19 protein-coding genes and 1 tRNA gene are annotated in these 24,049 nt (G+C 60.7%); 12 read left to right on the forward strand and 8 right to left on the reverse strand.

Annotation, left to right across the window (positions count from 1 at the left end):
- Nucleotides 1-26: 26 nt before the first annotated feature.
- Nucleotides 27-1,388, forward strand: coding sequence for an alpha/beta fold hydrolase (locus tag A6A03_RS19565; protein WP_066791592.1), 1,362 nt, complete (start codon nucleotides 27-29; stop codon nucleotides 1,386-1,388).
- Between the two features lie 94 nt (nucleotides 1,389-1,482).
- Complete coding sequence (locus tag A6A03_RS19570) at nucleotides 1,483-1,893, forward strand: DUF3054 domain-containing protein (protein WP_066791594.1); 411 nt, start codon at nucleotides 1,483-1,485, stop codon at nucleotides 1,891-1,893.
- A 152-nt stretch (nucleotides 1,894-2,045) separates the two neighbouring features.
- Here A6A03_RS19570 and A6A03_RS19575 read toward each other — a convergent pair whose 3' ends face one another.
- Nucleotides 2,046-2,969, reverse strand: a complete 924-nt coding sequence (locus A6A03_RS19575; RefSeq protein ID WP_066791596.1) for an NAD-dependent epimerase/dehydratase family protein — start codon at nucleotides 2,967-2,969, stop codon at nucleotides 2,046-2,048.
- A 232-nt stretch (nucleotides 2,970-3,201) separates the two neighbouring features.
- The gene (gene aceB, locus A6A03_RS19580) at nucleotides 3,202-4,800 is read right to left on the reverse strand and encodes a malate synthase A (RefSeq protein ID WP_066791598.1); all 1,599 of its coding nucleotides are present in this window, start codon (nucleotides 4,798-4,800) and stop codon (nucleotides 3,202-3,204) included.
- An 835-nt stretch (nucleotides 4,801-5,635) separates the two neighbouring features.
- On the opposite strand from aceB, the gene A6A03_RS19585 reads away from it, so the two are divergent.
- The 4 genes from A6A03_RS19585 to A6A03_RS19600 all read left to right on the forward strand — a co-directional run bounded on the left by A6A03_RS19585 (nucleotide 5,636) and on the right by A6A03_RS19600 (nucleotide 9,102).
- On the forward strand, nucleotides 5,636-6,298 hold the full coding sequence (locus A6A03_RS19585; protein WP_066791600.1) for a Uma2 family endonuclease: 663 nt from the start codon (nucleotides 5,636-5,638) through the stop codon (nucleotides 6,296-6,298).
- A 79-nt stretch (nucleotides 6,299-6,377) separates the two neighbouring features.
- On the forward strand, nucleotides 6,378-7,832 hold the full coding sequence (gene gatB / locus A6A03_RS19590) for an Asp-tRNA(Asn)/Glu-tRNA(Gln) amidotransferase subunit GatB (RefSeq protein ID WP_066791602.1): 1,455 nt from the start codon (nucleotides 6,378-6,380) through the stop codon (nucleotides 7,830-7,832).
- On the forward strand, nucleotides 7,829-8,866 hold the full coding sequence (locus A6A03_RS19595; RefSeq protein ID WP_066791604.1) for an SH3 domain-containing protein: 1,038 nt from the start codon (nucleotides 7,829-7,831) through the stop codon (nucleotides 8,864-8,866). Before gatB ends, A6A03_RS19595 begins: the two co-directional genes overlap by 4 nt.
- Nucleotides 8,867-9,016: 150 nt before the next feature.
- Nucleotides 9,017-9,102: transfer RNA gene (locus tag A6A03_RS19600), tRNA-Leu, on the forward strand.
- Nucleotides 9,103-9,807: 705 nt separating this feature from the next.
- Here A6A03_RS19600 and A6A03_RS19610 read toward each other — a convergent pair.
- From A6A03_RS19610 to A6A03_RS19620, 3 genes are all read right to left on the reverse strand, one after another.
- A complete protein-coding gene (locus tag A6A03_RS19610) occupies nucleotides 9,808-11,427 on the reverse strand; it encodes an FAD-dependent thymidylate synthase (protein ID WP_066791609.1) in 1,620 nt (539 codons plus the stop codon).
- A 479-nt stretch (nucleotides 11,428-11,906) separates the two neighbouring features.
- Nucleotides 11,907-12,098 carry a hypothetical protein gene (locus A6A03_RS19615; RefSeq protein WP_066791611.1) on the reverse strand — a complete coding sequence of 64 codons (192 nt, stop codon included), beginning with the start codon at nucleotides 12,096-12,098 and terminating at the stop codon, nucleotides 11,907-11,909.
- A 12-nt stretch (nucleotides 12,099-12,110) separates the two neighbouring features.
- Nucleotides 12,111-14,543 (reverse strand): ligand-binding sensor domain-containing protein, encoded by a 2,433-nt coding sequence (locus tag A6A03_RS19620; RefSeq protein WP_066791613.1) that lies wholly within the window; start codon nucleotides 14,541-14,543, stop codon nucleotides 12,111-12,113.
- A gap of 810 nt (nucleotides 14,544-15,353) precedes the next feature.
- On the opposite strand from A6A03_RS19620, the gene A6A03_RS19625 reads away from it, so the two are divergent.
- Nucleotides 15,354-16,025 (forward strand): histidine phosphatase family protein, encoded by a 672-nt coding sequence (locus A6A03_RS19625; protein ID WP_066791615.1) that lies wholly within the window; start codon nucleotides 15,354-15,356, stop codon nucleotides 16,023-16,025.
- Nucleotides 16,026-16,218: 193 nt separating this feature from the next.
- Entirely contained in the window at nucleotides 16,219-17,022 is an 804-nt protein-coding gene (locus A6A03_RS19630) for an RDD family protein (protein WP_066791617.1), read from the forward strand.
- Here the strand turns inward: A6A03_RS19630 and miaA are convergent.
- Nucleotides 16,992-17,882, reverse strand: coding sequence for a tRNA (adenosine(37)-N6)-dimethylallyltransferase MiaA (miaA, locus tag A6A03_RS19635; RefSeq protein ID WP_066791721.1), 891 nt, complete (start codon nucleotides 17,880-17,882; stop codon nucleotides 16,992-16,994). The genes A6A03_RS19630 and miaA overlap by 31 nt on opposite strands.
- Before the next feature lie 281 nt (nucleotides 17,883-18,163).
- Here miaA and A6A03_RS19640 point away from each other — a divergent pair, with 281 nt between their 5' ends.
- From A6A03_RS19640 to trmD, 3 genes are read left to right on the forward strand one after another with little or no spacing between them, the layout of a single operon-like run.
- Nucleotides 18,164-18,757: a GNAT family N-acetyltransferase gene (locus A6A03_RS19640; RefSeq protein ID WP_066791619.1), complete on the forward strand. Its 594-nt coding sequence runs from the start codon at nucleotides 18,164-18,166 to the stop codon at nucleotides 18,755-18,757.
- Nucleotides 18,758-18,761: 4 nt separating this feature from the next.
- The gene (locus A6A03_RS19645; protein WP_066791622.1) at nucleotides 18,762-19,679 is read left to right on the forward strand and encodes an alpha/beta hydrolase; all 918 of its coding nucleotides are present in this window, start codon (nucleotides 18,762-18,764) and stop codon (nucleotides 19,677-19,679) included.
- A 5-nt stretch (nucleotides 19,680-19,684) separates the two neighbouring features.
- Nucleotides 19,685-20,458 carry a tRNA (guanosine(37)-N1)-methyltransferase TrmD gene (trmD, locus tag A6A03_RS19650; RefSeq protein ID WP_066791624.1) on the forward strand — a complete coding sequence of 258 codons (774 nt, stop codon included), beginning with the start codon at nucleotides 19,685-19,687 and terminating at the stop codon, nucleotides 20,456-20,458.
- A gap of 41 nt (nucleotides 20,459-20,499) precedes the next feature.
- Here trmD and A6A03_RS19655 read toward each other — a convergent pair whose 3' ends face one another.
- Nucleotides 20,500-21,765, reverse strand: a complete 1,266-nt coding sequence (locus tag A6A03_RS19655; protein WP_066791626.1) for a glycoside hydrolase 5 family protein — start codon at nucleotides 21,763-21,765, stop codon at nucleotides 20,500-20,502.
- 97 nt (nucleotides 21,766-21,862) lie between these two features.
- Between A6A03_RS19655 and A6A03_RS19660 the strand changes: the two genes are divergently transcribed.
- Nucleotides 21,863-22,897, forward strand: a complete 1,035-nt coding sequence (locus A6A03_RS19660; RefSeq protein ID WP_066791628.1) for a methyltransferase domain-containing protein — start codon at nucleotides 21,863-21,865, stop codon at nucleotides 22,895-22,897.
- Nucleotides 22,898-22,940: 43 nt separating this feature from the next.
- Here A6A03_RS19660 and A6A03_RS19665 read toward each other — a convergent pair whose 3' ends face one another.
- Entirely contained in the window at nucleotides 22,941-24,041 is a 1,101-nt protein-coding gene (locus A6A03_RS19665; protein ID WP_066791630.1) for a hypothetical protein, read from the reverse strand.
- Nucleotides 24,042-24,049: the final 8 nt, after the last annotated feature.

The raw sequence follows: 24,049 nt of genomic DNA on the forward strand, positions 1-24,049 counted from the left end.
ACCGATGGCTCGCGGCGGATAATACTATGGAAGTCTTTTCAATCGATGGCGCGAAGATTCATGCGCTTGATGCCGGGCCGCGCCATGCCCAACTCGCAGTGCTGATCCACGGTTGGTCGAGTTCGTCGTTTGCGATGTCGCCGCTCATCCCACTGCTCAGCCGGCGCTTTCGCTGCGTGGCGATTGATCTGCCCGGCTACGGCGAATCACCGCCGTTGCGCGAACGGGCGACGATTGGGCGCTATGCTCAGATTGTTGGTCGCCTGATCACCGGTCTGAGCGATCATCCGGCAGTACTTGTCGGCCATTCGATGGGGGGCATGATCAGCGCAACGCTAGCCCTGCAAATCCCGCAATTGGTTGATCGCATGGTGTTGCTTTGCCCGACCATTTCGGGCCGGCTATCGTTCTGGATTAACACCTTTGTCTCGCCAATCACGATGATCGAGCGCTTCCCGATCTTTAGCCGCTTGCTTTCCGTGCTCGAACCATCAATGCTGTACGTGACCGATAGCCTGATGAAACCAGCCTCATTCGCCGAACGATCAGCGATCAGCGAAGCCGATTATCTGCGGTTGCGCGCTGATGCGCGCCGGCCCGGCCAAGGGCGCGTGCGGGCCGAATGTTTTGTTGCGATGCGCAATCAAGACCTCAGCGGGCGCTTGCGCGAGCTCGAGACACCGGCGCTGGTCATTTGGGGGGCGGAAGATAACACCGTGCCGCTCCGTGATGCTGGCGTCGTTGCTGACGAATGGCGCAATGCTGATCTGCGGATTGTGCCGAAGGCTGGCCACTGGCCGCATTTCGAGACGCCTGAGGTTACGATGCGGTATATCGCCAGTTACCTTGGCTTGCCCTCGCTGGTCAGCCAACCGGATGTCTTGGTGCAGCCAGCGGAAGTGACGGCGCAGGTGGCTGAATTTCTGGCTAATTCCCAGATTGGGAGCGGTCTCAACCTTGCCCAACGCACCCGGCTAGCGGCGCACCTCGAACGGCGGCGCTACCCACCCGGCGCGTTGATTGACCGCACAAACCAAGAATCGACCGATCTCTACCTCGTGCAGGATGGTTCGTTAGAGGTTTGGATCCCGCCGATCGATAATGATCCAGATAGCCAGCGCCTGCTCACGACGGTGGTGGTAGGCCAAATTACCGGCGAGATGTCATTGCTCGACGGTGGCCGGCGTAGTGCCGATCTGCGCGCCGGTGAAGAGGGGGTCACGATCTTGGCGTTGCGCCGCGAGCGGTTGCGTGCGCTGGCCGAGGATGATCCGGCCTTGGGGAACGCAGTCTTGTGGAATATTGCCAGCGCGCTGGCGTTGCGCTTGCGCTTGGCGAACTGGCAGCAGCAGGGTTTGGCGCGCGAATTGCAGGCGCTTAAGCGGTAAGGTTGAGAGGTCTTAACGCTGGAGCGCAACTGATTATGGTAACGTGTGTTAGATTAGCAGGATTCGCTGGTTTGTAAGCAAGAGTGATCCACGTATGGAAACAACAAATCGTCGCGTGATGACGGCATCGTGGCCGCAACTCGTCATCTTACTCGGCGGTGACGCAATGGTATTTGTGGTGTTCGCCTTGCTAGGGCGCAGTTCGCACGGTTTGGCTGATGAAAACCCGCTGGTGGCCGCAGTGCGGGTCGCGTTGCCCTTCTTTATCGGCTGGCTGCTGGTGGCGCCGTGGTTTGGCGTGTTTCGCCCGCAACCGCCGTTGCGCATGGCTAGCTTATCACTTGGAGCTTGGTTGATTGCGTTGCCGGTCGGGCTTGGCTTGCGTTGGCTGCAGCTCGGTCGTTCTAGCCCGTTTAGTTTTGCGCTAGTGACATTTCTGACCGTCGCGGCGTTGTTGCTGATCTGGCGCGGCGCGTACAGTTGGTGGCTGGCGCGGCGTGGATAGAATATTGCGGTTCTGGAGTGCGGCAGTGAAACTGCCGCATCTCCTCAGCGATCGCCACACTGCGAGGTTCTGGAGTGCGGCAGTAACACTGCCGCATCCCCAGCAGCGATCACTAAACTGCCGTTGCGGTTCGTACACCGCTCTACCGCCCCTCATGCGCCAACCGCCAACTCGAGCGGCAACCGCTCATCGATCCAGTAGCGCAAACTGGGATAGCGCAGCTCAATGCCCAGATCGTGGCGCATACGGGCATTGCTCAAGCGGACAGATGAAGTCAAGGCGCCAACGACCGAGCGGTCGAGGCCGGCGCGCAGGCCGACGTTGGGATCAAACGTGCGCGGCGGCAGCATACCGAGCCGGCGGCGCACCTCGCTGACAATCTCGATCAAGCGGAGCGGCTCATCGTCGCCGACATTATAAATTGCGCCAATCTGGCCAACTTCGGGGACCCGGATCAGCACTTCCAGCGCATCATCAATATGAATATGCGGCACAAAGTTGCGCCCGCTGCCATAAATCGTCAACTGGCCGCTAGCAATCGCCTCGAGCGGATCGCGGTCAGGGCCATACACTGTTGCCATACGTAAAATCATCGCTGGGAAGCGGTGAGCGCGCACGGCTTGCAAGATGGTCTGCTCGGCGGCGGCAAGGATCGTGCCGAGAGGATACGAGGGCGCGATGGGGCTGTCTTCATCCACCCAGTGCTCGCCGTGATCGCCATACGGGGCGACGTTAGAGGCCCAAATGTAGGTGCGCACCGTGCGCGCGCGCACCGACATCGCGATCAGATGCTGGTTGCCATCGACGTAGAGGGAACGGAGTAATGCCGAACCATCGATCGGCATGCGGTTGGTGAGGTTGTAGACGACCTCAATCTCATCGGTGACGCCATCAATGGTTTCGGGGCGGGTGAGGTCGCCGATCCAGACCGCCATACCGCGAGCGGCGAGGCGTTCAACCACCGGATCTTCGGCGCTGTAGACAAGACCGCGCACACGGTGGCCAGCAGCGAGGAGTCGCGCGGCCAGTCGCGAGCCGATGTATCCCGCTGCGCCGGCAATCAGATAATTCGTCATAGGTCACCTCGTCGTGTGGGGGCGGGTGACTGCCCTGACACCGCCCGACTGTTAAAGCAGGCTGCACATCGGCAAAAGCGGTGCTTGTCTGTGTAGGTGCAGCAGGTTACTGCTCATTGTAACACCCTCTGAGCGTAGTTGCCAGCGGAAATTTACCTGACAAACGGTGGGCAAATGGTGAATAGGGGGCGACGCATCCGTCACCCCCTCCAGCATTGCCTCCCATTCAAGATTACGGAATCCGTTCGTAGGCCGGCAAGGTCAAGAATTCGACAAAATTGGGGTCGGTCGTGATCTCATCAAACAGTTCGGCGGCCTCTTCGTAACGGCCATCGTCGTAAGCCGGCCCCAGAATCTCGCGCACTTTGGCCAGCTCTTCGGGCAACATCTGGCGGAAGAGTTCAACCGTCACCTTGCGGCCATCGTTGAGCACGCCCTTTGGACTGCGAATCCACTGCCAGATCTGGGCGCGCGAAATTTCGGCGGTGGCGGCGTCTTCCATCAGATTAAACACGGGCACGCAGCCGTTGCCAGCCAGCCATGCGCCGAGGTACTGGATGCCGACGTTGATATTCAACCGCATCCCCTGCTCGGTGATCGGTTCGCTGGGGCCAAACGCGAGCAGGTCAGCGGCAGTGACTTGCACATCGTCGCGCTGGCGGCTAATCTGGTTGGGGGTTGGCATCAGGCGGTCGAAGACCTCCATCGCCACCGGCACCAGACCGGGGTGAGCTACCCACGTGCCATCGTGGCCGTCGTTCGCCTCCCGCTCCTTATCGGCGCGCACCTTAGCCAGCGCCGCTTCATTCGCCACTGGGTCATTCTTGATCGGAATCTGCGCCGCCATACCACCCATCGCATGCGCGCCGCGGCGGTGGCAGGTCTTGATCGCCAGCAACGAGTACGAACGCATAAAGTGGGTCGTCATCGTCACCAACGCCCGGTCAGCAAGGCAGAAGTTGGGATCGTTGCGGAACTTCTTAATGCACGAGAAGATATAATCCCACCGTCCGCAGTTGAGGCCGGCAGAGTGCTCGCGCAGCTCGTAGAGGATTTCATCCATCTCAAATGCGGCGAGGATGGTCTCGATCAGCACGGTGGCCTTGATCGTGCCGCGGGGAATGCCGCGCAGCTCTTGCGCCAGCACAAAGATGTCGTTCCACAACCGCGCCTCAAGGTGGCTCTCCATCTTCGGCAGGTAGAAGTACGGGCCGCCTTGCACATCAATCGCGGTTTGGACATTGTGGAAGAAATAGAGGCCGAAATCGAAGATCGACCCCGACATCGGCTCGCCGTCAACCAGCACATGCTTCTCGTTGAGATGCCAGCCGCGCGGGCGCACGAACAAGATGGCGGGATTGGGATTGAGGGCGTAGTATTTGCCTTCGGGACTCGTGTAGGTGATCGTGCGGCGAAGCGCATCGCGCAGGTTGATCTGGCCTTCGATCTGATTTTGCCACGTGGGAGTATTGGCATCCTCGAAGTCGGCCATAAAGACCTTCGCGCCCGAATTGAGCGCATTAATGACCATTTTGCGGTCAACCGGCCCGGTAATCTCAACCCGGCGGTCGTTGAGCTGAGGCGGGAAGGGCGCGATCGTCCAGTCGCTCTCGCGGATGTGAGCCGTTTCGGGGAGGAAATCGGGCCGTTCACCGGCATCGAGCGCGCGCTGGCGCTCGGCGCGGCGGGCCAGCAGCTCAAGCCGGCGCGCGTTAAAGCGGCGATGCAGAGTCGCGAGAAATTCCAGTGCTTCCGGGGTCAGAATCTCGGCATATTCGGGTGTGATCGGGGCGGTGATCGTCACTCCGGCAGGGAGTTGGGGGGCGGTCATGCAACCCTCCTTTCATCATGCGGAAACAATTTCCGTGGACTATTATACCAGAAAAGCGGCTGTGGGCTGTCAACACTGCGGTAACACATCCTCTACGCCTTTGCATTACGCCCTCACCCCCGGCCTTCGCTCCCACCTGACGGCGGGAGAGGGGAGCCGCTGGATGGGGGGAATAGCCACAAAAAGCCGCAAAACTCACAAACATATTGTTGTGGCGCTTGGGTCGCTTGTGGCTATAATCTCCCCTCTCTCAGCGGGTTTTCCAAGGGCGGACAGAACGTATAAGCTTAGATACGGTTAATAGCTTTGAGATGTGCCGTTTCGCCCTCACCTCGGCCCCTCTCCCATGCTAGCGAGTGAGGGGATGGGGGTGAGGGATCACCCCTCCTCCGCGGGGGAGGGGTTGGGTGTGGGGGCAACGCCAAGGCGCAAACATCCTGTTGTGGGGCGCTTAAAGCGTGTCTGGCCCTTTCCCCTAGCACGGGGGAAGGGTGGGGGCAAGGGCAAAGGCGTTCCGCCCTCACCCCCGGCCCCTGTCCCATCTGACGGCGGGAGAGGGGGAGCTGCGTGCATTGCGGGACAGGCATCGTCGAGCAGGAACCGTCGCGCCTCTCACCCGCGCCAGTGGGTGAGGGTGAGGGAACACCCCTCCCCCAGCGGGGGAGGGGCCGGGGGTGGGGGTAAATAACAAGTACCAATAGCCACGAAGAGCGCAAAAGGATACTGTCCATTCTATGAGTTTTGCGTCCCTTCGTGGCTATTCCCGCCCCCCACCCTTGCACGATAGACGCAAACATAGTATAATCAAACAAATGTTCGTATGAGGAGGTGGATGATGACCAGCCAGCCGGTTGCTGCCACGCCAATCGTCTACCCCGATAGTGACGGGATGCCAATGGCAGATAATACCAAGCAATTTCGCGCCATCGTCACCATTCAGGGGAATCTCGACGCGCTGTTTCGCGAGCGGTCTGATGTGTTTGTCGCTGGCGATCTGCTCTGGTACCCGGTGGAAGGCCGGCCCGACATCCGCCGCGCGCCGGATGTGATGGTTGTCTTTGGCCGGCCCAAAGGTGACCGCGGCTCGTACCGCCAATGGGAAGAGGATAACATCGCGCCCCACGTGGTGTTTGAGGTGTTGTCGCCAGTGAATACCCTTACCGAGATGGCGGCCAAGTTGGAATTTTACGACATCTACGGGGTCGAAGAGTACTATCTGTACGATCCTGACACTGGCGATATGAGCGGCTGGCAGCGGATCGATGGCCGGTTGCGGGTCATTCCCGAACTCGATGGCTGGATCAGCCCGCGGCTAGGGGTGAAGTTTAGCCGCACCGCCGATGGCATCCAGATGTATTGGCCCGATGGGCGGCCATTTGTCAGTTTTGTCGAGTTGCAGGCCCAAGCCGAGCAAGAGCGCCAACGCGCCGAGCAAGAGCGCCAACGCGCCGAACGGCTCGCGGCGCGCCTGCGCGAGTTGGGCATCGATCCAGAATGACGGCGTTGCGACCTCCTTCGCGCACCAGCACCGAAAACCGAGTACAATAAGGGCAAGGTGACGTTGCGTGAGGAAGTCTATGCCTGAATATATCGCCACGATCGGCCTTGAGATCCATGCCCATGTGCTGACCGCCTCGAAAATGTTTGACGGTTGCAGCACCGATTACGCTGGCGCGCCACCCAATACCCGCGTCTCGGTGGTAAGCCTTGGCTTGCCCGGCGCGCTGCCTGTACTCAATGCCCGCGCCGTCGAACTGGCCGCACTGTGCGGGTTGGCGCTGGGTTGCCGGGTCAACGAACGCTCGATCTTCGCCCGTAAGTCATACCCCTATCCCGACTTGCCCAAAGGTTTTCAGATTACCCAATACGATGAGCCGCTGTGCAGTGACGGCGCGATCGAAATTCGCACCGCCGCCGGTGAAGTGCGCCGGATCGGGATCGAACGGCTCCATATCGAAGAGGATACCGGTCGCTTGGTGCATAGTCCCGACGGCGCATCGTTGATTGACTACAACCGCAGCGGGATGCCGTTGATGGAAATTGTCACCCGCCCCGATATCCGCACGCCTGAAGAGGCCCGCTTGACCTTTGAGAAGATCCGCCAGATTTTGGTTTGGATCGGGGCCAACAGCGGCAATCTCGAAGAGGGGGCCTTGCGCTGCGACGCGAATGTCAGTGTGCGTCCGGTTGGCACGGATCGGTTCGGCGCCAAGGTCGAGATCAAGAACATCAACTCGTTCCGCTTCGTCGAGCGGGCGCTGGCGTATGAGATCGAGCGGCAAATTCGCGTGCTCGAATCCGGTGGCGTGGTTGAGCAAGAGACGCGCGGCTGGCGCGAGGATTTGGGCCGCACCGAGGGCCAGCGCTCGAAAGAGTATGCCCACGACTACCGCTACTTCCCTGAACCGGATATTCCGCCGTTGGTGCTGGCGCCAGAATGGATCGCCGCTCGCAAGGCTGAGTTGCCCGAATTGCCTGACGCGCGCCGCGCTCGGCTAATGGCGACCCACGGATTGTCATGGCAAGACGCCGATTTGCTCACCCAAGAGCGGGCGATTGCCGATTATTACGAAGCGGCGGTCGCGACGGTCAATCGGCCCGATGGGGCGAAGGAAGTGGCAAACTGGGTGCTGAACGAAGGCTTTCGGTTGTTGAAAGATCGCGGCGAGCCAGCGACGGCGTTGATCGACCGTATGCCGGTGAACCGGCTGGCGACGTTGATTGATCTGGTGCAAACCGGGACGATTACGCGCGCGGTGGCCAAGCAACTGTTTGAAGAAGTGTTCGCGACCGGGGCTGATCCGGCGGCGCTGGTGGCCGAGCGGGGCCTGACCCAGATTAGCGATGACGGTGCGTTGTTGGCGGCAGTGCGGGCCGCGCTGGCTGATGAGAAGGCGGCCAAAGCGATTGCCGAGTACCGCAAAGGGAAAGCGACCGCCATTCAATTTCTGGTCGGGATGGTGATGCGGGCCACGAAGGGGCAGGCCAACGCGCAGCGGGTGCGTGAATTGTTAGAGGCGGAACTCGGATGACGCTGACAGGGGATGAGTCAACCACGCTGAACCCGCTCACGTTGCTCGAGTCGGCGCGTGAGAAGTATACGCTGGCGCGCGCTCGCCGTGAGGTGCCTGAATTGGCGTTGCTCAGTATTCACGGCGCGATCGAAGATGCGTTGCGCGCCCACCTGTTGCGCATCAATTCACCGGCGGCGCTCGGCCCGTTTGCCGGCGTACTGGCTGCGATGCAGGCTCTTGAGCGAGTGCCGCTCAGCGCCGAAGAGGTGGATGCGGTACAGCGCCTGCACCGGTTGCGCGGGCGGATTGCCCGCGGTGAACATCTGGCCGTCACCGGCGAGACGCTGGCCGCCTATCAGCGTCTCGCCGTCATGCTGTTGCCGCGCTATGGCGTGCAGGCACTGCCTACAACCGAAACGGAACGACCTCGCCCACGTCCAACCCAACCGATGCGCGCGCAGACCGCCTTGCCCGATGATGAACCGGTGCGGGTGCGGTTGCGCGACCGCCATACCGCGTATGATGAAGAGCGCCGTATTCGTGCTCTGGGCAATCGCGCGTTTGATGAAGAGACGTCGCGCGGGCCATTAGTGCCGGGCTGGGTCGCGCCAACCCTGATTATCGTCAGCATTTTTGTGATCGGCTTAGCAATCGCTCTCAGCCTGCAAAGCCCAGCGCCAGCCGTTGTACCGACGGCGCCGGCAGGCAACCCCTCGCCGGCGCCAACCGAGTTGGCGGCGACAGCCCCACCGGCGATCACTTCCCCTGAACCGGCGACGACGGTAGTGACGGAACCGGCGGCGACGGCTGTACCATTGCCATCGCCGGAAGGGTTGGCAATTGGGCGCACAGCGATCGTCAGCGCCGAGATTCCGGCGCTCAATGTGCGCGCCCTGCCGAGTATCGCCTCCGTCATTACGCTGGTGCTAGCGCCGGGGACGCAGGTCGAAATCATCGGCGGCCCGGTCGAGGCCGAGGGCCGGGTGTGGTGGCAGGTGCGCAGCGCTGGGATTGAAGGCTGGTGCGCCGGCGATTTCTTACTGCCGCAGTGAGACTATCACAGACGCTAGATTGATACCTTTGCCACGAGGCTGAGCGCATCACCGATCGAGCGTCAGTTTCCGCGCAGCGCACGGAATGGCGCGTTTGTGGCTATGCCATTGGTTTGCCCAAATTTGCTATAATAGGAAAAACGTGAGTTTGCCGGAGTGGCGAAATGGCAAACGCTGCGGTCTTAAAAACCGCTGGGGGAAACCCCTTACGGGTTCGAGTCCCGTCTCCGGCACCATTTCCCAGTTTAACACCAATCTGTTAAGGGTAAACAGCACATCTGTATGAAGAGCCCGGCCCTAATGGGCCGGGTTATGCTTGCACAGCTCGCTGTGTGGGCTGATGGCCCTTACCCCCTGCCCCCCTTTCCCATCTTACAGCAGGAGGGGGGAAGCCGCTGGATGGCGGGCAAGGTCGTGCCGGAGCGGAACACAGCAAAACCCCTCTCTCGCGCCAGTGGGAGAGGGGCTGGGGGAGAGGATCACCCCTCCCCCGCTGGGGTTTACGAGCGGACAGAACATCTGTCCGGCACCCGGCCCTTCAGGGCCGGGCTAGGGTTACAAAGCCCGCTGCGCGGGCTGATGGCTCACCCTCCGGCCCCGATCCCCTCTCCCACCTAACGGCAAAAGAAGGGGCTAGGGGTGGGGATCCCAATAACCCTCTGCGTCTCTGCGGTAAAAAATTCTCTACACCCCGCTAGGGGGAGGAGTCTGGTTCTCCTTGCCGGTGGAGGATGGCAAGAGTGGGGGACAGTTTACCGCGAAGGGGCGCTGAGGGTGCAGTAGATGAACCCATTCCAAACCCTTTGCGACCCTCTGCGTTCTCAGCGTCTTTGCGTTCCATCCTCTGCGCCTTTGCTCGCTTTGCGTCTGAATGGAGACAGCAACGGAGCGCCGAGCGCGCTTTCGCTAGCGGCCCGCGCTCCGCGGGATGGCTCCCGGCGTTACCGCCCCTGTCGCTTCTGATCGATCCGCTGCTCGGCGGCCAGCCGTTCGAGGTCGTAATCGTGCTGGTCAACAAACCGCATGCCGGCGGCGAGGGTGGGATGCACCGCGTTGATGGCCTGAAACATCAACTGGGCAATCTGGCGGTAGGCGGGGTGGCCTTGGCGCGCGCTGCGCAGTTCGATCAGATGGTAAGCTTCGCGCAGATTGAGCTTCACCCGCCAGCGGATGCGGAAGGCGAACGGCACTGCGTACTGCGCTTCATTGGGGAAGTCGCGTTGCAGGTCGGTCACTAATTTGGCGGCCTGCTCAAGCGCGGCGCGGTACTGCGGCGCAACGCCGATCAGGTCAAGTTCGGGCGGGGTGACGTAGCCGTGGCTGACGGTAAAGCGCTGCCGTTCTTGGGTCAGCACGCGGTGGCGCTGGAGATCGCGGTAGGCGCCGATGTCGGCCAAGATATCAAAGGTGTAATACGGCTCCTCGAAGGCGCGACCGGGCCGGTGGAAGCGGCTGGCCCGCTCGCCAACGGCGGCGGCGATGATTGCTTGCCGTTCATGCGCCGGCATCGCTTTGACGTGGGTGAGGATCGCATCCAGCGGCAGATCGAGATGCGGGTAGAGGATGGCGGCGACCGTCTTTTCTTCCGCCTGCGGATCGTAATCAACCAAGCGCACTGCAAGCTCTGTCCCCTCTGCCGGTGCGAGGTCGAGCTGCGCAGCCAGCGTTGCCGCCTGCTCGCGGGTAGCCGCTAGATACGCGGCATACGCCTTGCCGCGTTCGCTGCGCGCGCGTTTGACAAAGGCCGGAATGACATAATCCAACTCGGTTTGGATCGCCTCGCTCAAGGCGCGCGCTTCGGCGAAGGGGGCCGCAGCGAGCTTGATGATCAGATACTCAAAGGCGCGGCCATTGCCAAACAACCCGACGTTGGTTTGGGTTGCCATCGGCAACAACCCGCGCAACAGATCGAGCGCCTTGGCCTGAATCGCATTGCGGTAGGCGCGCGGCGTCGTCGCCTCGTCGCGGGGGAACGTCGCTTGCAGCCACGCTTGCACCGGATCGAGCAACGCACTATACGTCGCGAAGAGGTTATCCATCGTCGCCGTGTAGCGTTCCGCAAACGGTGACGCCATCAGCGCCGGCTCGCGCAGGTAGCGGTAGCCATCCGGCCCCGGCAGATCAAACCGGACATAGCGGGTCGATTTTTCCAGCGGCGACAAGCCCAACCGGCTGTCTTCGAGCAGCTTTGCGGCGATGTTGCTCACGCCTTCGCAGGCCAAGTGCGCGCCACCCAATTCGGCCACCGAGTCGTCGCCATACCCGATCAGCACCCGCTCGTAAAAGGCCTCGGCTTGGCGCGCGGCGACCAATTGCGCTGCCGGACTATCGCCTACTGCCGACACAATCGCGGCGAACCCCGACTCTGGTTCAGTGATGAATTCGTCGAGCAAGAGGCGGCGCAAGCTCTTCGTGCTGCGGCTATAGCGCGCAAACAGCGCCCCTTTCACCACTTCCGGCAAATTGCGCAAACAGAAGACTGGCCGGTCAACATTGGTGACAAACGGCTGGAGCAGGGCAATCTCTTGCGGTGTGAATTGTTCAGTCGTGTGGGTGAACATAATTTGTCCGAGTGTCTTCGTTTGAACCTTGGCCCATCATACCGCATCTTTACCATGGACAAAACGAGCCTCTTATCGTGAATTGAGCGAGAGATTGGACGCAAAAGGGAAGGGCTTTCGCTGAAGAAGGAGATTGCTTCGGCGCAGGGCAGAGCAACGCTCTGCCTATGCACCTCGCAATGACAGGAGGGGGGCGTATGGGCCGCGCGGGGCGCATTTTGCCTGTCATTGCGAGGGCGCGTAGCGCCCGAAGCAATCTCCTGCTGTAGAGGGAGAGGTGTGCTTAGAGAAATGGCTTCCGCTGAAGGGGGAGATTGCTTCGGCGCGTGGGCAGAGCAAAGCTCTGCCCACGCACCTCGCAATGACAGGAGGGGAGCGGGAGGAGCGGGCGCACAGGGGCAGCGCTCTGCGCTGCCCATGCACCTCGCAATGACAACCGGAGCGTGCGCCTGCCCAATGAGCGGCAGCAGACCAATTCCTCACCGGTTGATCGCCGGCACAAACACCCGGAACACGTCAGGCATTTGGTAGGCCGCTACGAAATCGGCGAACAGGTCGTTAGCAACGTTTTCAAAGCTGCCCCCAATGTACAATTTGCCCCTACTATCGATGGCCAGTGCATTGACGGTGTTATAGAGAATTGCGCCATCCCCATTGCCATCGCTACCCACCGCGCTCCATGTCTAGGTGATCGGATCCCATACAACCAGCGCATCGGCAGCGGCGATCCCACCCCCATCGCTAAATATGCCGCCTATGTAGACCCGTTCCTTTGCATCCACTGCCAATGCCGCAACATAGCTATATTCACTCTGTAAACCATTACCAAGCGCACTCCACCGTCCAGTTGCCGGATTCCACACTGCTACGCTATCGGCCGCAGCGATTCCGGCTAAATTATCAAAAGTGCCGCCGACATAGACCCGGCCGTTCGCATCAATGGCAAGGGCTGATACATCAACATACTCGCCGCTAATGACGCCATCGCCGCTGCTATTGCTGCCAAGGGCGCTCCATCGCTGGGTCGATGGATTCCACATGGCTACGTAATCGGCAGCGGCAATGCCAGCAACATTTATGAAATCCCCGCCAACATACACCCGCCCGTTGGCATCGATGGCCAACGCATAGACACGTGGGTAGTCTGAGCCTTGTCCGACAGCACCATCGCCGCTGCCATTGCTACCGAGAGCACCCCACTGTTCGGTAACGGGATCCCATACCGCTACATAATCGGCGGCGGCGTTCTCTGCGGCATTGGTGAAGCTGCCACCTGCGTATACCTTGCCATCGGGGGCGATGGCTAGTGCGTAGACCGTATTGCTCAATGCGCCATCGCCGCTGCCGTTGCTGCCGAGAGCGCTCCATTGCTCGTTAACCGGATCCCATATCGCTACGTTATCAGCTTCGGGAATGCCGGCAACATCGTCAAAAGCGCCACCCACATATACCTTGCCTTCGGGAGCGATGGCGAGGCTAAAGACGCTGCTACGAACACCTGCAATCGCCCCATCACCGTTGCCATTGCTCCCCAATGCGTTCCACTGCTGGGTAGCCGGATCCCACATGGCTATGTTATCAGCTTCGGGAATGCCAGCAGCATCTTCAAACCAGCCACCCACGTATACCTTGCCATCGGGGGCGATGGCCAGCGCATAGACAGAGTCATCTAATGCACCATCAGGGCCATCACCCAACGCGCTCCACGTTTGGTCCGCCGAACTCCACATAGCGATATTGTCAGCATTGAAGAGACCGGCTACGTCCTTAAAACGGCCCCCGATATAGATCCGGCCATTGCTATCGATTGCCAATGTATCGATCCCGCTCCATGGTATGGTGACAATCGAGCTGCCATCACTTCCCAACGCAGTCCACGTCTGGGTTGCCGGATTCCACATCGCCATCGAGCCATCCACCACAAACCAGCCGCCGTCAATGCCGCCACCGGCGTAGAGCCGGCCACTGGTATCGATGGCCAAGGTAAAGACCGCTATTCCCAACGCGCCGTCACCACTGCCATCGCTGCCGAGGGCACTCCATGTCAGGGTAGATGGATCCCAGCGTGCGACGTAATCAGCCTCAGCGAGGTCAGCCGCATCGGTAAACCGTCCACCTACGTATACCTTGCCACTAGTATCGACAACAAGCGCATGAACGCGATCATTCAGTGCGCCGTCGCCGCTGCCATTACTCCCCAGCGCATTCCATGTTTGAGTGACCGGATTCCACATCACGATATAGTCAGCAGCGGCGATGTTGTGCCAATTGAAGAACCATCCACCCACATACACTCGGCCACTGTTATCAACAGCGAGCGCCTGAATCGCATCACCCATCAAAACGCCGCCATTGACAGTGCCTAATCTGCTCCATGTTTGCGAAATCGGATTCCACACTACCACCCAGTTAGCGCCGCTGATTCCGGCAGCATTGGTGAACAAACCGCCGACATACACCCGGCTATTGCTCGCGATGGTGAGGGCGGTTACATCGCCGTTCAATGCGCCATTGCCACTGCCATTGCTGCCTAACGCACTCCACGTTTGGGTCGTGGGGTTCCAGCGCGCGATATAATCGGCAGTGGCGATACCGGCAGCATTGGTGAACGAACCGCCAACAAACACCCGGCCATTGCTATCGATGGCTAATGCCTTGACGTCGCCATTCAGCGCGCCATTGCCGTTGCCATTGCTGCCCAACGCGCTCCACGTTTGAGTGGCTGGATTCCACATAGCCACATGATCAGCCGTGGCAATCCCGGCGACATCGGTAAACGCGCCACCCACGTATACCCGGCCCGTGCTGTCAATCGCAATTGCATTGACCTCATCATTCAGTGCGCCGTCAATCCCCGATCCCAAATGCTCCCACCCCGTCGTGCTCGCCAGCGTGGCGGGGCGGAACACCGGCCCGCGTGCTGGGTCGAGGGTGACATTCCAGCCGGTAAGATCGAGCGCACCGGGGGCGAGCGCATCGGCCCGCAAGGCGCCATCAGCGGTTAGCAGCGGCGCTACCGGCATTGCGGCGGCCGCGACCGGCAGCGCCAACGGCATACCAGCCAAGGTGAGGGTAAGAACCGTCAGTAAGGCGACATAACGAAGCACGCTTGACATGTTGGGAACTCCTGCAACAATCGCTAAGACCTCAGGCGAACGAACACCAAGGTGTGCCACAACGCGGCTGCGCGTAAGCGAACGCTTACGACGCCATAGCCTGCGGTGGAAACAAACCTTGCGGCTGACAGATTACCTGCCCCTATTACCACATTATTACCAGCATATCTAGTATTTGATACACGGTGATGTTTACGTAAGAAAACAATGTGTTAGGTGATGAGGAAATGCGCTCACCTGTATTCCGCCGGTCATTGCGAGGGCGCGGAGCGCCCGAAGCACTCTCCTGCTGTGGCGGGAGAGGTGTGCTTAGAGAAATGGCTTCCGCTGAAGGGGGAGATTGCTTCGGCGCAGGGGCAACGCGATGCGTCGCCCCTGCACCTCGCAATGACAAGAGGGGAGCGGGAAGGGTGGGCGCGCAGAGCAGCGCGGGGCGCATGCCGCCTGTCATTGCGAGGGCGCGCAGCGCCCGAAGCAATCTCCTGCTGTGGCGGGAGAGGTGTGCTTAGAGAAATGGCTTCCGCTGAAAGAGGAGATTGCTTCGGCGCAGGGGCAACGCGATGCGTCGCCCCTGCACCTCGCAATGACAAGAGGGGAGGGGCACTGACCGGCATCTCCTCCGCTGAAGGGGGAGATTGCTTCGGCGCATTGGCGGAGCAATTGCTCCGCCTATGCATCTCGCAATGACAACAGGGGAGCGGGGGAGTCCACAGCCACGATCGCCAATCCTCTTGCCGGTCGTTTAACATTCCGGTCATAACTCTGTGTTACCATAGCAAGAGAACCAATGGCTTCTTCGCGGAGAATGACATGACCACCGTCTATTTGATCCGTCACGGCGAGACTGACTGGAATATGCAGGGACGCTGGCAAGGCCATGCTGACATTCCGCTCAACGAGATTGGCTACCGGCAGGCGCGTTTGTTAGCCAACCGGCTGGCGCGCGAGGGGGTGACATTTGCCGCTATCTATAGCAGTGATCTGTCACGCGCGTACCAGACGGCGTGGGAGATTGGCGCGGTACTGAAGGTGCCGGTGCAATTGTTGCCGGCGTTGCGCGAGATTGATACCGGGCGTTGGAGCGGTCTCACCACGGATGAGGTGCGGACGCAATTCCCTGATGAATGGGCGCAGATTATGCAGGGTCACGATTTGCCGCGCGGCGGTGGCGAGACGGTGGCGGCGCTGCGGCAGCGGGTGGTGACCGCCGTCGAGGCGATGGTGGCTCAGCATCGTGGCCAAACGCTGGCTTTTGTCACCCATGGCGGCTGTGTGCGGGCCTTGTTAGCCCATGCCGAAAACTTTCACGACACGCATTTTGGCCGCTACCCGCATATCGGCAACACATCGATCACGATTCTCGAAATTGGTTACAAGCACTGGCGGGTCAAAGCGGTGAATGATATGAAGCATCTGGAGGCGGAGCATGTACCAGAATTGGTCTCGGCGCCGCCTGATGATGCCGAGTTGCCGAGCCAGTAACGGGTTGGTGATGGATGGGCAGGTGGCGTTGAGCGCATCATTGATGATGGCTGGAAGTGGGTGTATGCTGCGCTCTGTCCTGCTCTGATCGTGATGGCAGTGTGCGGCAGTGGAACTGCCGCACTCCATAGCTGAAGAATCGCAGCGTGCGGCAGTGGAACTGCTGCACTCCATAGATTGCTACTCTACCCGAATGCTTACCGCCGATCGCATTGCCAATACGTATCGCGTCGAGACGCCCGAAGGCGTCATCATGACCTATACCACCGCCGGATTGGCCAGCCGGAGTCTGGCGGCGGTGATTGATTATACGATTTTGATCACGTTCCTGATGATGGCTTTCACCGTCATGTCTACTAGCAACAGTTTTGGGGTTGGCAATGAAGACCTGCTGTGGGCATTGTGGGCGGTGTTCGCTTTTGTGCTGAATTGGGGCTATTACGTCTTTTTCGAGTTGATCTGGAACGGCCAGACGCCGGGGAAGCGGTGGTTGCGGTTGCGCGTGTTGCGCGAGGGAGGCCGTCCGGTCGACGGTGCAGCGGTTGTGGTGCGTAATCTGATGCGGGCGATTGACTTTTTGCCGTTCGGTTACGGCATTGGCCTGCTCACCATCTTTATCGATCGCCACAACCGCCGGCTGGGTGATCTCACCGCCGGTACGGTAGTGGTGCGCGAAGGCAATCTCATCACGCTTGACCACATCTTAAGCCCGGTCAGAGTACAGGTGCCGCCGCGTGCGCCCGATGCGCCGCCAACGCCGTTGTTGCCGCACCTCGAGCGCTTATCGCTGGCGGATATGGCGCTCGTGTTTGACTTCTTGCGCTGCCGCGATACGCTCAGTGAAGATGCGCGCCTCGCGCTGGCCGGGCAGCTTGCAGCCTTAATGCGCCAGCGGCTCGAATTGCCCCCGGCTGATGGCCATCCCGAACGGTTTCTTGAGCATGTGGTGCGCGAATACGATGTTTTTCAAGCGATGATGGCGCGCCAAGCCGGGTGATCAGGCGTCCAGATTTCAAGGTTGGGCAAACGGCGGAACCACATCTCTTGCCGGCGAATGAAGGCGTGGGTGTCGAAGCGCAGCCGTTCGATGCAGGTTGTCAGGTCAGCAGTCCCTTCAAAATAAGGCCGGAACTGAATATAACCAAGGCTCGACATGGCCGGCAGCGACCAATCGTAGCCGCGGGCCAGCAGGTTTGCGACCTCTGCAACCAAGCCGGTAGCGATCATGCGTTCGATGCGGGCATCGGCGCGGGCGTAGAGTTCGGCGCGTGGCCGGTGCAACCAGATTGTGCGCGGGCGAAAGGGAGGCGGTTGCCGCTCTTGGAGGCGCGAGATCGGTTCGCCGCTGACCAGATAGACTTCGAGTGCGCGTATGACCCGCCGCACGTTGGTGGCCGGAATGCGCGCCGCCGCGACCGGATCAACCGCGGCGAGGCGGGCATGGAGCGCGGCAGCGCCCTCTTGCGCCGCAACGTGTTCAAGTTCGGCGCGTAGTTCTGGCTGGGGGGCGACGCGCGGAATCTGCCAGCCTTCCAAAACAGCCGCCAGATATTGCCCGGTGCCGCCAACCAGCAGCGGCGTGCGCCCGCGCGCTTGAATATCGGCGATCGCTGCCAGCGCCAGATCGTGAAATTCGGCCAACGAAAACGACTGGTCGGGGTCGCGGATGTCGATCAGGTGGTGCGGCGCTTGCGCGCGTTCGGCAAGGGTTGGCTTGGCGGTGCCGATGTCCATGCCACGGTAGATTTGGCGCGAATCGGCAGAGACAATCTCGCCGTTCATCTGCTGCGCCCATGCGACCGCTAGTTCGGTTTTACCCACGGCGGTGGGGCCAACAATCGCAATCAGTTCAGGCAAACGATCCTCACTGTTCATTGGCGATAAGCAGTTCATGGCGCAGTCTGCCTACTGGCCGTCCGGCAGGCCGGCGCGAGCGCAGGCAGTTTGGTTGTCATTCTTCCATAACGCATTGCGTTATGGAAGTGCAACAGTGTACCATTCTCATGCTACAATACCTTTAGCGCCGTATGTGCAGCGCAGCGGCGGCACGCATCAGCTCAGATGCTCGAAGGTGTGCAATCTGCCGTATCTGCTCTGTTTCCTCTGCTGCCAGAGCACGAGCGATGCCGGAGGTCGGTATGAACGAACAACGTGTTAGCCAGTCAATGCCGCTCACCATTACCACCCGTGATGGCCGCACGTTGCGCGTGCGCAGCCTTGCCGCTGCAGATGCCGAATTGCTCGAGCGGATGTTTTATCGCTTGTCGCCGGAATCGATCTATCGCCGGTTTTTCATCGCCGCTGAGCATGCCTCGCCGGAACTAGTGCATAAATCGGCGCAACGGTTGGCGGCGATTAATCCACGCCGCGAGGTGGCGTTGGTGGCGTTGGCCGATGAGCATGGGCGCGAGGAGTCGATTGCGGTCGCCCGTTTTGCCCGCTTGCCGCATAACCCCAAAGCGGCTGAAGCGTCGATTCTGGTGCGAGATGACTATCATGGGACTGGGGTCGGGCGTAAAATGCTGGAACTACTGCTCGCCGAGGCGCGGGCCGCTAACCTTGAGCGGTTGATCTTTTTGACGCATGCCGATAATACCGCTATGATCCGGCTGGCGACCGGCTTGGGCGTGCCATTCCATGGCCGGCATGCCGATGGGTTGTATGAGATCCATCTGCTCTTGCAGCCGCAGGCCACGCCGGTGTTTGAGTTTGTCGGAACTGCGCGAGGATAGGAGTATGGCAGCAAAATCTGGCTGGAGTCTGTTACCGATGGCGCTGACCGGCGCCATCGGTGTGTTAGGGGGGATTACCGGGACGGCGTACTATGTCAGTTTGCGGGTCAGCCCGCCGCCGCGCCGTACCTATCTCGATAGCTATACCTTTACGCCGTGGGAGTTAGGGGTGCCGTTTGAGACGGTTGAGTTTCGCAGCAGCGATGGTCTGCGGCTGGTGGGATGGTGGCTGCCGCGCCCTGAAACGAATGCGGTGATCGTGGGCAGCCATGGCCATGCCGGCAGCAAAGACGAATTATTGGGCATTGGCAGCTATTGCTGGCGAGCCGGTTACAATGTGCTGCTGTTTGATTATCGTGGCCGCGGCGAATCGGATCCATGGCCGCAGACGCTGGTGAGCCGCGAGGTTGACGATTTGCTGGCGGCGCTCGAATATGTCCGCCAGCGGATGCCTAGCGCCGCTATCGGCGTCGTTGGCTATTCGATGGGGGCAGCGGTTGGTATTCTGGCGACCGCTCGTGATCAGTCGGTGCGGGCGCTGGTGGCCGATAGCTCGTTTACCGCTGGTGATGATGTGGTGGCGCATAGCATCACTCAAGTGCTGCGCATCCCGCCCAAGCCATTAGTACACTTGGCCGATGCGATCGTCGCTCGCCGCCACGGCTACCGCTTTAGCCAAGCCCGTCCGATTGACGCCATCGGCCAAATTGCGCCACGTCCGGTCTTTATCATCCACGGTCTTGACGACTCGTTGATCCCGGTGAGCCATGCGCGCCAATTGTATGACGCTGCCCGCGAGCCGCGCATGCTGTGGGAGGTGCCCGGCGCCGAGCATTGCGGCGGGTATTTTGTCGATCGGGTGACGTATTGCCGGCGCGTTGTCGAGTTTTTCGACCAGTATCTGCGTAGCGTCGAGGCATAAGCGGCATGCGGTTTGACATTCTTACTCTCTTTCCGGCGATGTTTCAGGGGCCGCTGACCGAGAGCATTCTCAAGCGGGCGCAGCAGGCGGGCAAGATTGCCATTCACTTGCACGATATTCGCCAGTGGGCGACCGATCGCCATCGCACCGCCGATGACACGCCGTATGGCGGCGGCGCTGGTATGGTGATGAAGGCTGAGCCGTTGGCAGCAGCGATTCGGGCGGTGCGCGCCGCTGACGAGCAAGCCGGGCCAACCATTCTGCTTACGCCTGACGGCGAGCTGTTTAACCAGAGCATTGCGCGCGAATTAGCGGCCTTGCCGCGCTTGATCCTCGTTTGTGGTCACTATGAAGGGATCGATGAGCGGGTGCGCGCGACGCTGATCGACCGTGAGCTGAGCATCGGTGATTATGTGTTGACTGGCGGTGAGCTGGCGGCAATGGTGGTGGTGGATGCAGTTGCCCGTTTGGTGCCGGGTGTGATCGATAGCGAGTCGATCGTCGAAGAGAGCCACAGCGACTTTTTGCTTGAATACCCGCACTACACCCGTCCGGCGGTTTGGGAAGGGTTGAGTGTGCCGCCGGTGTTGCTTTCCGGCCACCACGGTGAGATCGCGCGCTGGCGGCGAGCCGAGCGGCTGCGCCGCACGCTGGCCCGCCGGCCCGATCTGCTAGCGCGCGCAGCGGCGGCTGGCGTCTTGACTAAGGCCGATCTGGCGTTGTTGGCCGGATGGGGTTGGCAACCGCCGCATCTTGGTGGGGAAGAGGACACGGATTGACACAGTTGGCCCGGCCCGTGCCAAGCCGTGTCCCATTGCGCTCACACCATCTCGGCCCGGTATTCACGCCAGAGGCGGCGCAGCTCGGTAGCCGGATCGCGCCAGAAGCGGTCGGGTTCCACCGGCAGGGTTGGCAACGTCCCCTGCGCCGGCAGGCTGCCAATCGTCTCGCGCAGCGCCTCCCAACCCGCTTTCGGGCGGCCATCCGCCGTCCACAAGCCCCATGTGCGCGCCGGCCAACTGCGGTCGAACGGGGGAATCTTCCATTGTTCTTCCGTTGGATCGACCATCCCGGCTAGCCAGACTGCGGCGGCGCCGGCGCGGGCCAGTGCTGGCAAGGCGGTTTGCAACGCAGTAGCGACGGCTTCTTCGTCGGCCAAGAAGGTTTGGGCCGGTTGGGCAAAGATTTCACTGCTCTGCCAGCCGCGCCATTGTGGACGAGGGGCGGTGGGCCAGCCGAGATCGGCGACCACCACCTGCGTGGCGGCGGTGTCGTTCACTTCTTCGGCCAGTAAACCGGCAACCACGGCGTGCAAGAAGCAGACTGCCTCACCGCGTGCCGGCGGCCCATCGCCGAGCGGCGGCCATGGCCCCGCGCTCACCACGACTTCGCCACCGGCCATCGCGATGTCATAGGGGCGCAAACTGGCCGGGTTGCTCAGCGCAGCAGCATCAATCTGGCCAAACAGCCGGTTGGCGCCGTGGGCGCGAGCGCGCTCGGCCAGATCGGCCCACCACGCTGCCATATCACGGTGATCGGTGGGCGGGCGCACCCGCTCGATCCCAGCCGCTAGCAACCAGCCGTGAATAGCCGGATGGGCGGCGAAATTACCGATCACTTCACGGAGCAGGTAGCGTTGCGCGGCCCGCATGTCGGGATCGGCGTACAGATCGCGCACCGGTTCGCGCCGGTAGAAGGTGTTGTCAAGAATCGTCAACGCCGGTGTCGCCAAAATCTCGCTCACCGCTTGGTTGGTCAACGCTTGCGCCGGCACCCCCAGCGCCCAATCGGGCAAATGGAGCGCCGGGCCAAGGGTGGCGCTCATCAGCGAGACAACCACGTGCAGACCGTTGGCTTGGGCGAGATCAAGGCCGCGGTGGAAGCCATCGAGCGCAGCGACCGCAATCCGCTGCGCACTTGGCTGCACCTCTGCCCAGCGCAGATCAAAGCGTACGTGTTGCAAACCGATCTCACGCGCGCGTTGCAAGTATTCACGCAGCGCGCCGTGGTCGTAGCGCGACCAACTGGCGGCCAGCGCCTGCGGTCGCGCCAGCATAGGTGGCCAAATAGTTGTTCCGATGTCCATAGGCGTTTTGCGTGTATACTAACAAGGCGATAGCGCTTAACCTCAGCTAAAGACGTTCGATAACAACGTCTCTTCATTGTCAATTAATAGTATAACAATGTCGCACCGAATTGAAATCATTATCCCCGCTGGCTTGGAAGGATTGGCGCGCGCGGAAGCGCAGCGGATCGCCGGCATCAGGCTCGACCCGCCGGGAGAGAGCGGTGTGATCAGTGCGACGATGCGCGGCCCGTTGCCGGCGCTGTTCGATATACGCTGCGCTATTTCAGTCTTTCTCGTGCGTAGTTTTGCCATTCCGCGGCCACGGGCTCTGCTCGGTGACGAGCACTTTCGCGCGGTGACAGCGATGATCGACACGGTGCGCCGGTTGCATCCCGCCAACACGTTTCAAACCCTCTTTCTCAGCGCTGCCGGCGCTGAGAGCAGTGTGCTGCGACGTTTCAAACACGAGCTCAGTGAGCGGCTTGGCCTTGCGCTGGGTGAAGAGGATGGCGATCTGGTGCTGCGCTTACGCCCCAGCCGTGATCGGGCCGGTTGGGATGTGCTGGTGCGGTTGACGCCGCGCCCATTGGCGACGCGTCCATGGCGGGTGTGCAATCGCGAAGGGGCGCTCAATGGGCCGGTAGCGCACGCGATGGCGCTGCTGAGCAAGCCGCGCGCTAGTGATCGCGTGTTGAATGTGGGATGCGGTTCGGGTACGCTGCTGATCGAGCGGTTGTTGACCGGGCCGGCAGCGCAGGCGATCGGGTGCGATACCGATCCCGAGGCGTTGGCATGCGCCTATCGCAACCTTGCCGCCGCCGGCCTGAGCCACAAGGTGACGTTGCACGATTGGGATGCGCAACAATTGCCATTGCCGCCGGCGAGTGTTGATGTGGTGTTGGCTGACCTGCCGTTTGGGCATTTAGTCGGTTCGCACGCCAGCAATGTCATGCTCTACCCGGCATTGCTGCGCGAAGCTGCCCGCGTCACGCGGCTCGATGGGTGCGCAGTGATCATCAGCCACGAAGTGCGGCTCATGGAGCGCACCTTAGCCGAGTTGCCGGAATGGCAGCTTGAGCAACACCTGCGCGTTGATCTCGGCGGGCTCTACCCGCGCATTTTCGTGTTGCGGCGGGTAGCGCAAGCGTGATGCCAAGGCGCTGAAGCGGGCAATTGCCGCCAGCGCCTTGCATTTATGATCGCTGATCGCCACCGCCCAATTCGAGATGGGCAGCACGCACCTGTTCGAGCCGTTGGCGCAGTGTGGTTAATTGGGCATTGAGGGTTTCTGCCTCGCGTCGCTCCAATTCCATAATTCGCAAGAGCTGCGCCTTTTGTTCAAGCTCCATCCGATCAGTTGTGCGCGTGAGGCGCTGCTCAAGCTCGCGCAACCATCCATCAACCCGTTCGAGCCATGCCGTCAATTGGCGTAAATATTGCTCATCAGTCTCTTGCAAGGCGCTCATGCGCTCATCAGCCATCTGGCGCAACTCTTCCAACCGTTCTTGATTCATCAGGAAACGTTCGGTCGAGATCCGCTCAATCCGCTTTATTTCGCTCACGAGGTCAGGCAGCCTTGCGTTCAACTCTTTGATTTGCGCCGGCAATGCTTCGGCGAAGAGATCGATTTGCTGGCGAATCTCTTCCAGCCGGTCGATCCGTGAACGCTGTTCATCAACGACGGGGCGGAGATCAGCGACAAACTGTTGCGCTTCCACCGCCATCCGTCGCATTTGCTGTTTCTCGACCTGTAGTTCATCATTGAAACGACGCACTTCTTGCATCACGGCGGCGTCAGCTTCGCGCAAGCGTTCGAGTTGGAGAGCGAACTGGCGTTGGCGCTCATCAAGTTCTTTGATCTGTGACGATAACGCGGCGATTTGGCGCTCGGCCTGCTCGATCCGGCTCAGCCAGCCGGCCAGAAAGTCGCGATCTTGTTTGCGCGCTTCGGCAATTTGCTGAATCTGCGACTGCATATCACGCAGCGGGCGCACACCTTCTTCAATCTTCACCAGCGCCGCCGCTACTTCGCGTCGCAACGCGACCACATCGCGGCGCACAATCTCGTTCGCCTGCGCCACTTCGCTCGTATGCCGCTCGAAGAGGCTTTGCATCTGCGCGATGGCGCCTTCATTCTTGCGCACCTGCTCCATCGCCCATTGATACTTGTTGGTCTGATCTTTGAGCAGACGGCGCAATTCGTCGATCTGGCCTTGCAAGTAAACCAGTTGCGACTGCTCTTGGGCGCGCAGGCGCTCTTCTTCGTAACGCGCAGTGAGGTCTGAATTCGACATACCATCCT

Source organism: Chloroflexus islandicus, from assembly GCF_001650695.1.
GTDB lineage: Bacteria > Chloroflexota > Chloroflexia > Chloroflexales > Chloroflexaceae > Chloroflexus > Chloroflexus islandicus.

Coding starts and splice junctions, on each gene's coding strand:
- A6A03_RS19565 (WP_066791592.1), top strand. CDS start 27: ATGGAAGTCTTTTCAATCGATGGCGCGAAGATTCATGCGCTTGATGCC.
- A6A03_RS19570 (WP_066791594.1), top strand. CDS start 1,483: ATGGAAACAACAAATCGTCGCGTGATGACGGCATCGTGGCCGCAACTC.
- A6A03_RS19575 (WP_066791596.1), bottom strand. CDS start 2,969: ATGACGAATTATCTGATTGCCGGCGCAGCGGGATACATCGGCTCGCGA.
- aceB (WP_066791598.1), bottom strand. CDS start 4,800: ATGACCGCCCCCCAACTCCCTGCCGGAGTGACGATCACCGCCCCGATC.
- A6A03_RS19585 (WP_066791600.1), top strand. CDS start 5,636: ATGACCAGCCAGCCGGTTGCTGCCACGCCAATCGTCTACCCCGATAGT.
- gatB (WP_066791602.1), top strand. CDS start 6,378: ATGCCTGAATATATCGCCACGATCGGCCTTGAGATCCATGCCCATGTG.
- A6A03_RS19595 (WP_066791604.1), top strand. CDS start 7,829: ATGACGCTGACAGGGGATGAGTCAACCACGCTGAACCCGCTCACGTTG.
- A6A03_RS19610 (WP_066791609.1), bottom strand. CDS start 11,427: ATGTTCACCCACACGACTGAACAATTCACACCGCAAGAGATTGCCCTG.
- A6A03_RS19620 (WP_066791613.1), bottom strand. CDS start 14,543: ATGTCAAGCGTGCTTCGTTATGTCGCCTTACTGACGGTTCTTACCCTC.
- A6A03_RS19625 (WP_066791615.1), top strand. CDS start 15,354: ATGACCACCGTCTATTTGATCCGTCACGGCGAGACTGACTGGAATATG.
- A6A03_RS19630 (WP_066791617.1), top strand. CDS start 16,219: ATGCTTACCGCCGATCGCATTGCCAATACGTATCGCGTCGAGACGCCC.
- A6A03_RS19640 (WP_066791619.1), top strand. CDS start 18,164: ATGAACGAACAACGTGTTAGCCAGTCAATGCCGCTCACCATTACCACC.
- A6A03_RS19645 (WP_066791622.1), top strand. CDS start 18,762: ATGGCAGCAAAATCTGGCTGGAGTCTGTTACCGATGGCGCTGACCGGC.
- trmD (WP_066791624.1), top strand. CDS start 19,685: ATGCGGTTTGACATTCTTACTCTCTTTCCGGCGATGTTTCAGGGGCCG.
- A6A03_RS19655 (WP_066791626.1), bottom strand. CDS start 21,765: ATGGACATCGGAACAACTATTTGGCCACCTATGCTGGCGCGACCGCAG.
- A6A03_RS19660 (WP_066791628.1), top strand. CDS start 21,863: ATGTCGCACCGAATTGAAATCATTATCCCCGCTGGCTTGGAAGGATTG.
- A6A03_RS19665 (WP_066791630.1), bottom strand. CDS start 24,041: ATGTCGAATTCAGACCTCACTGCGCGTTACGAAGAAGAGCGCCTGCGC.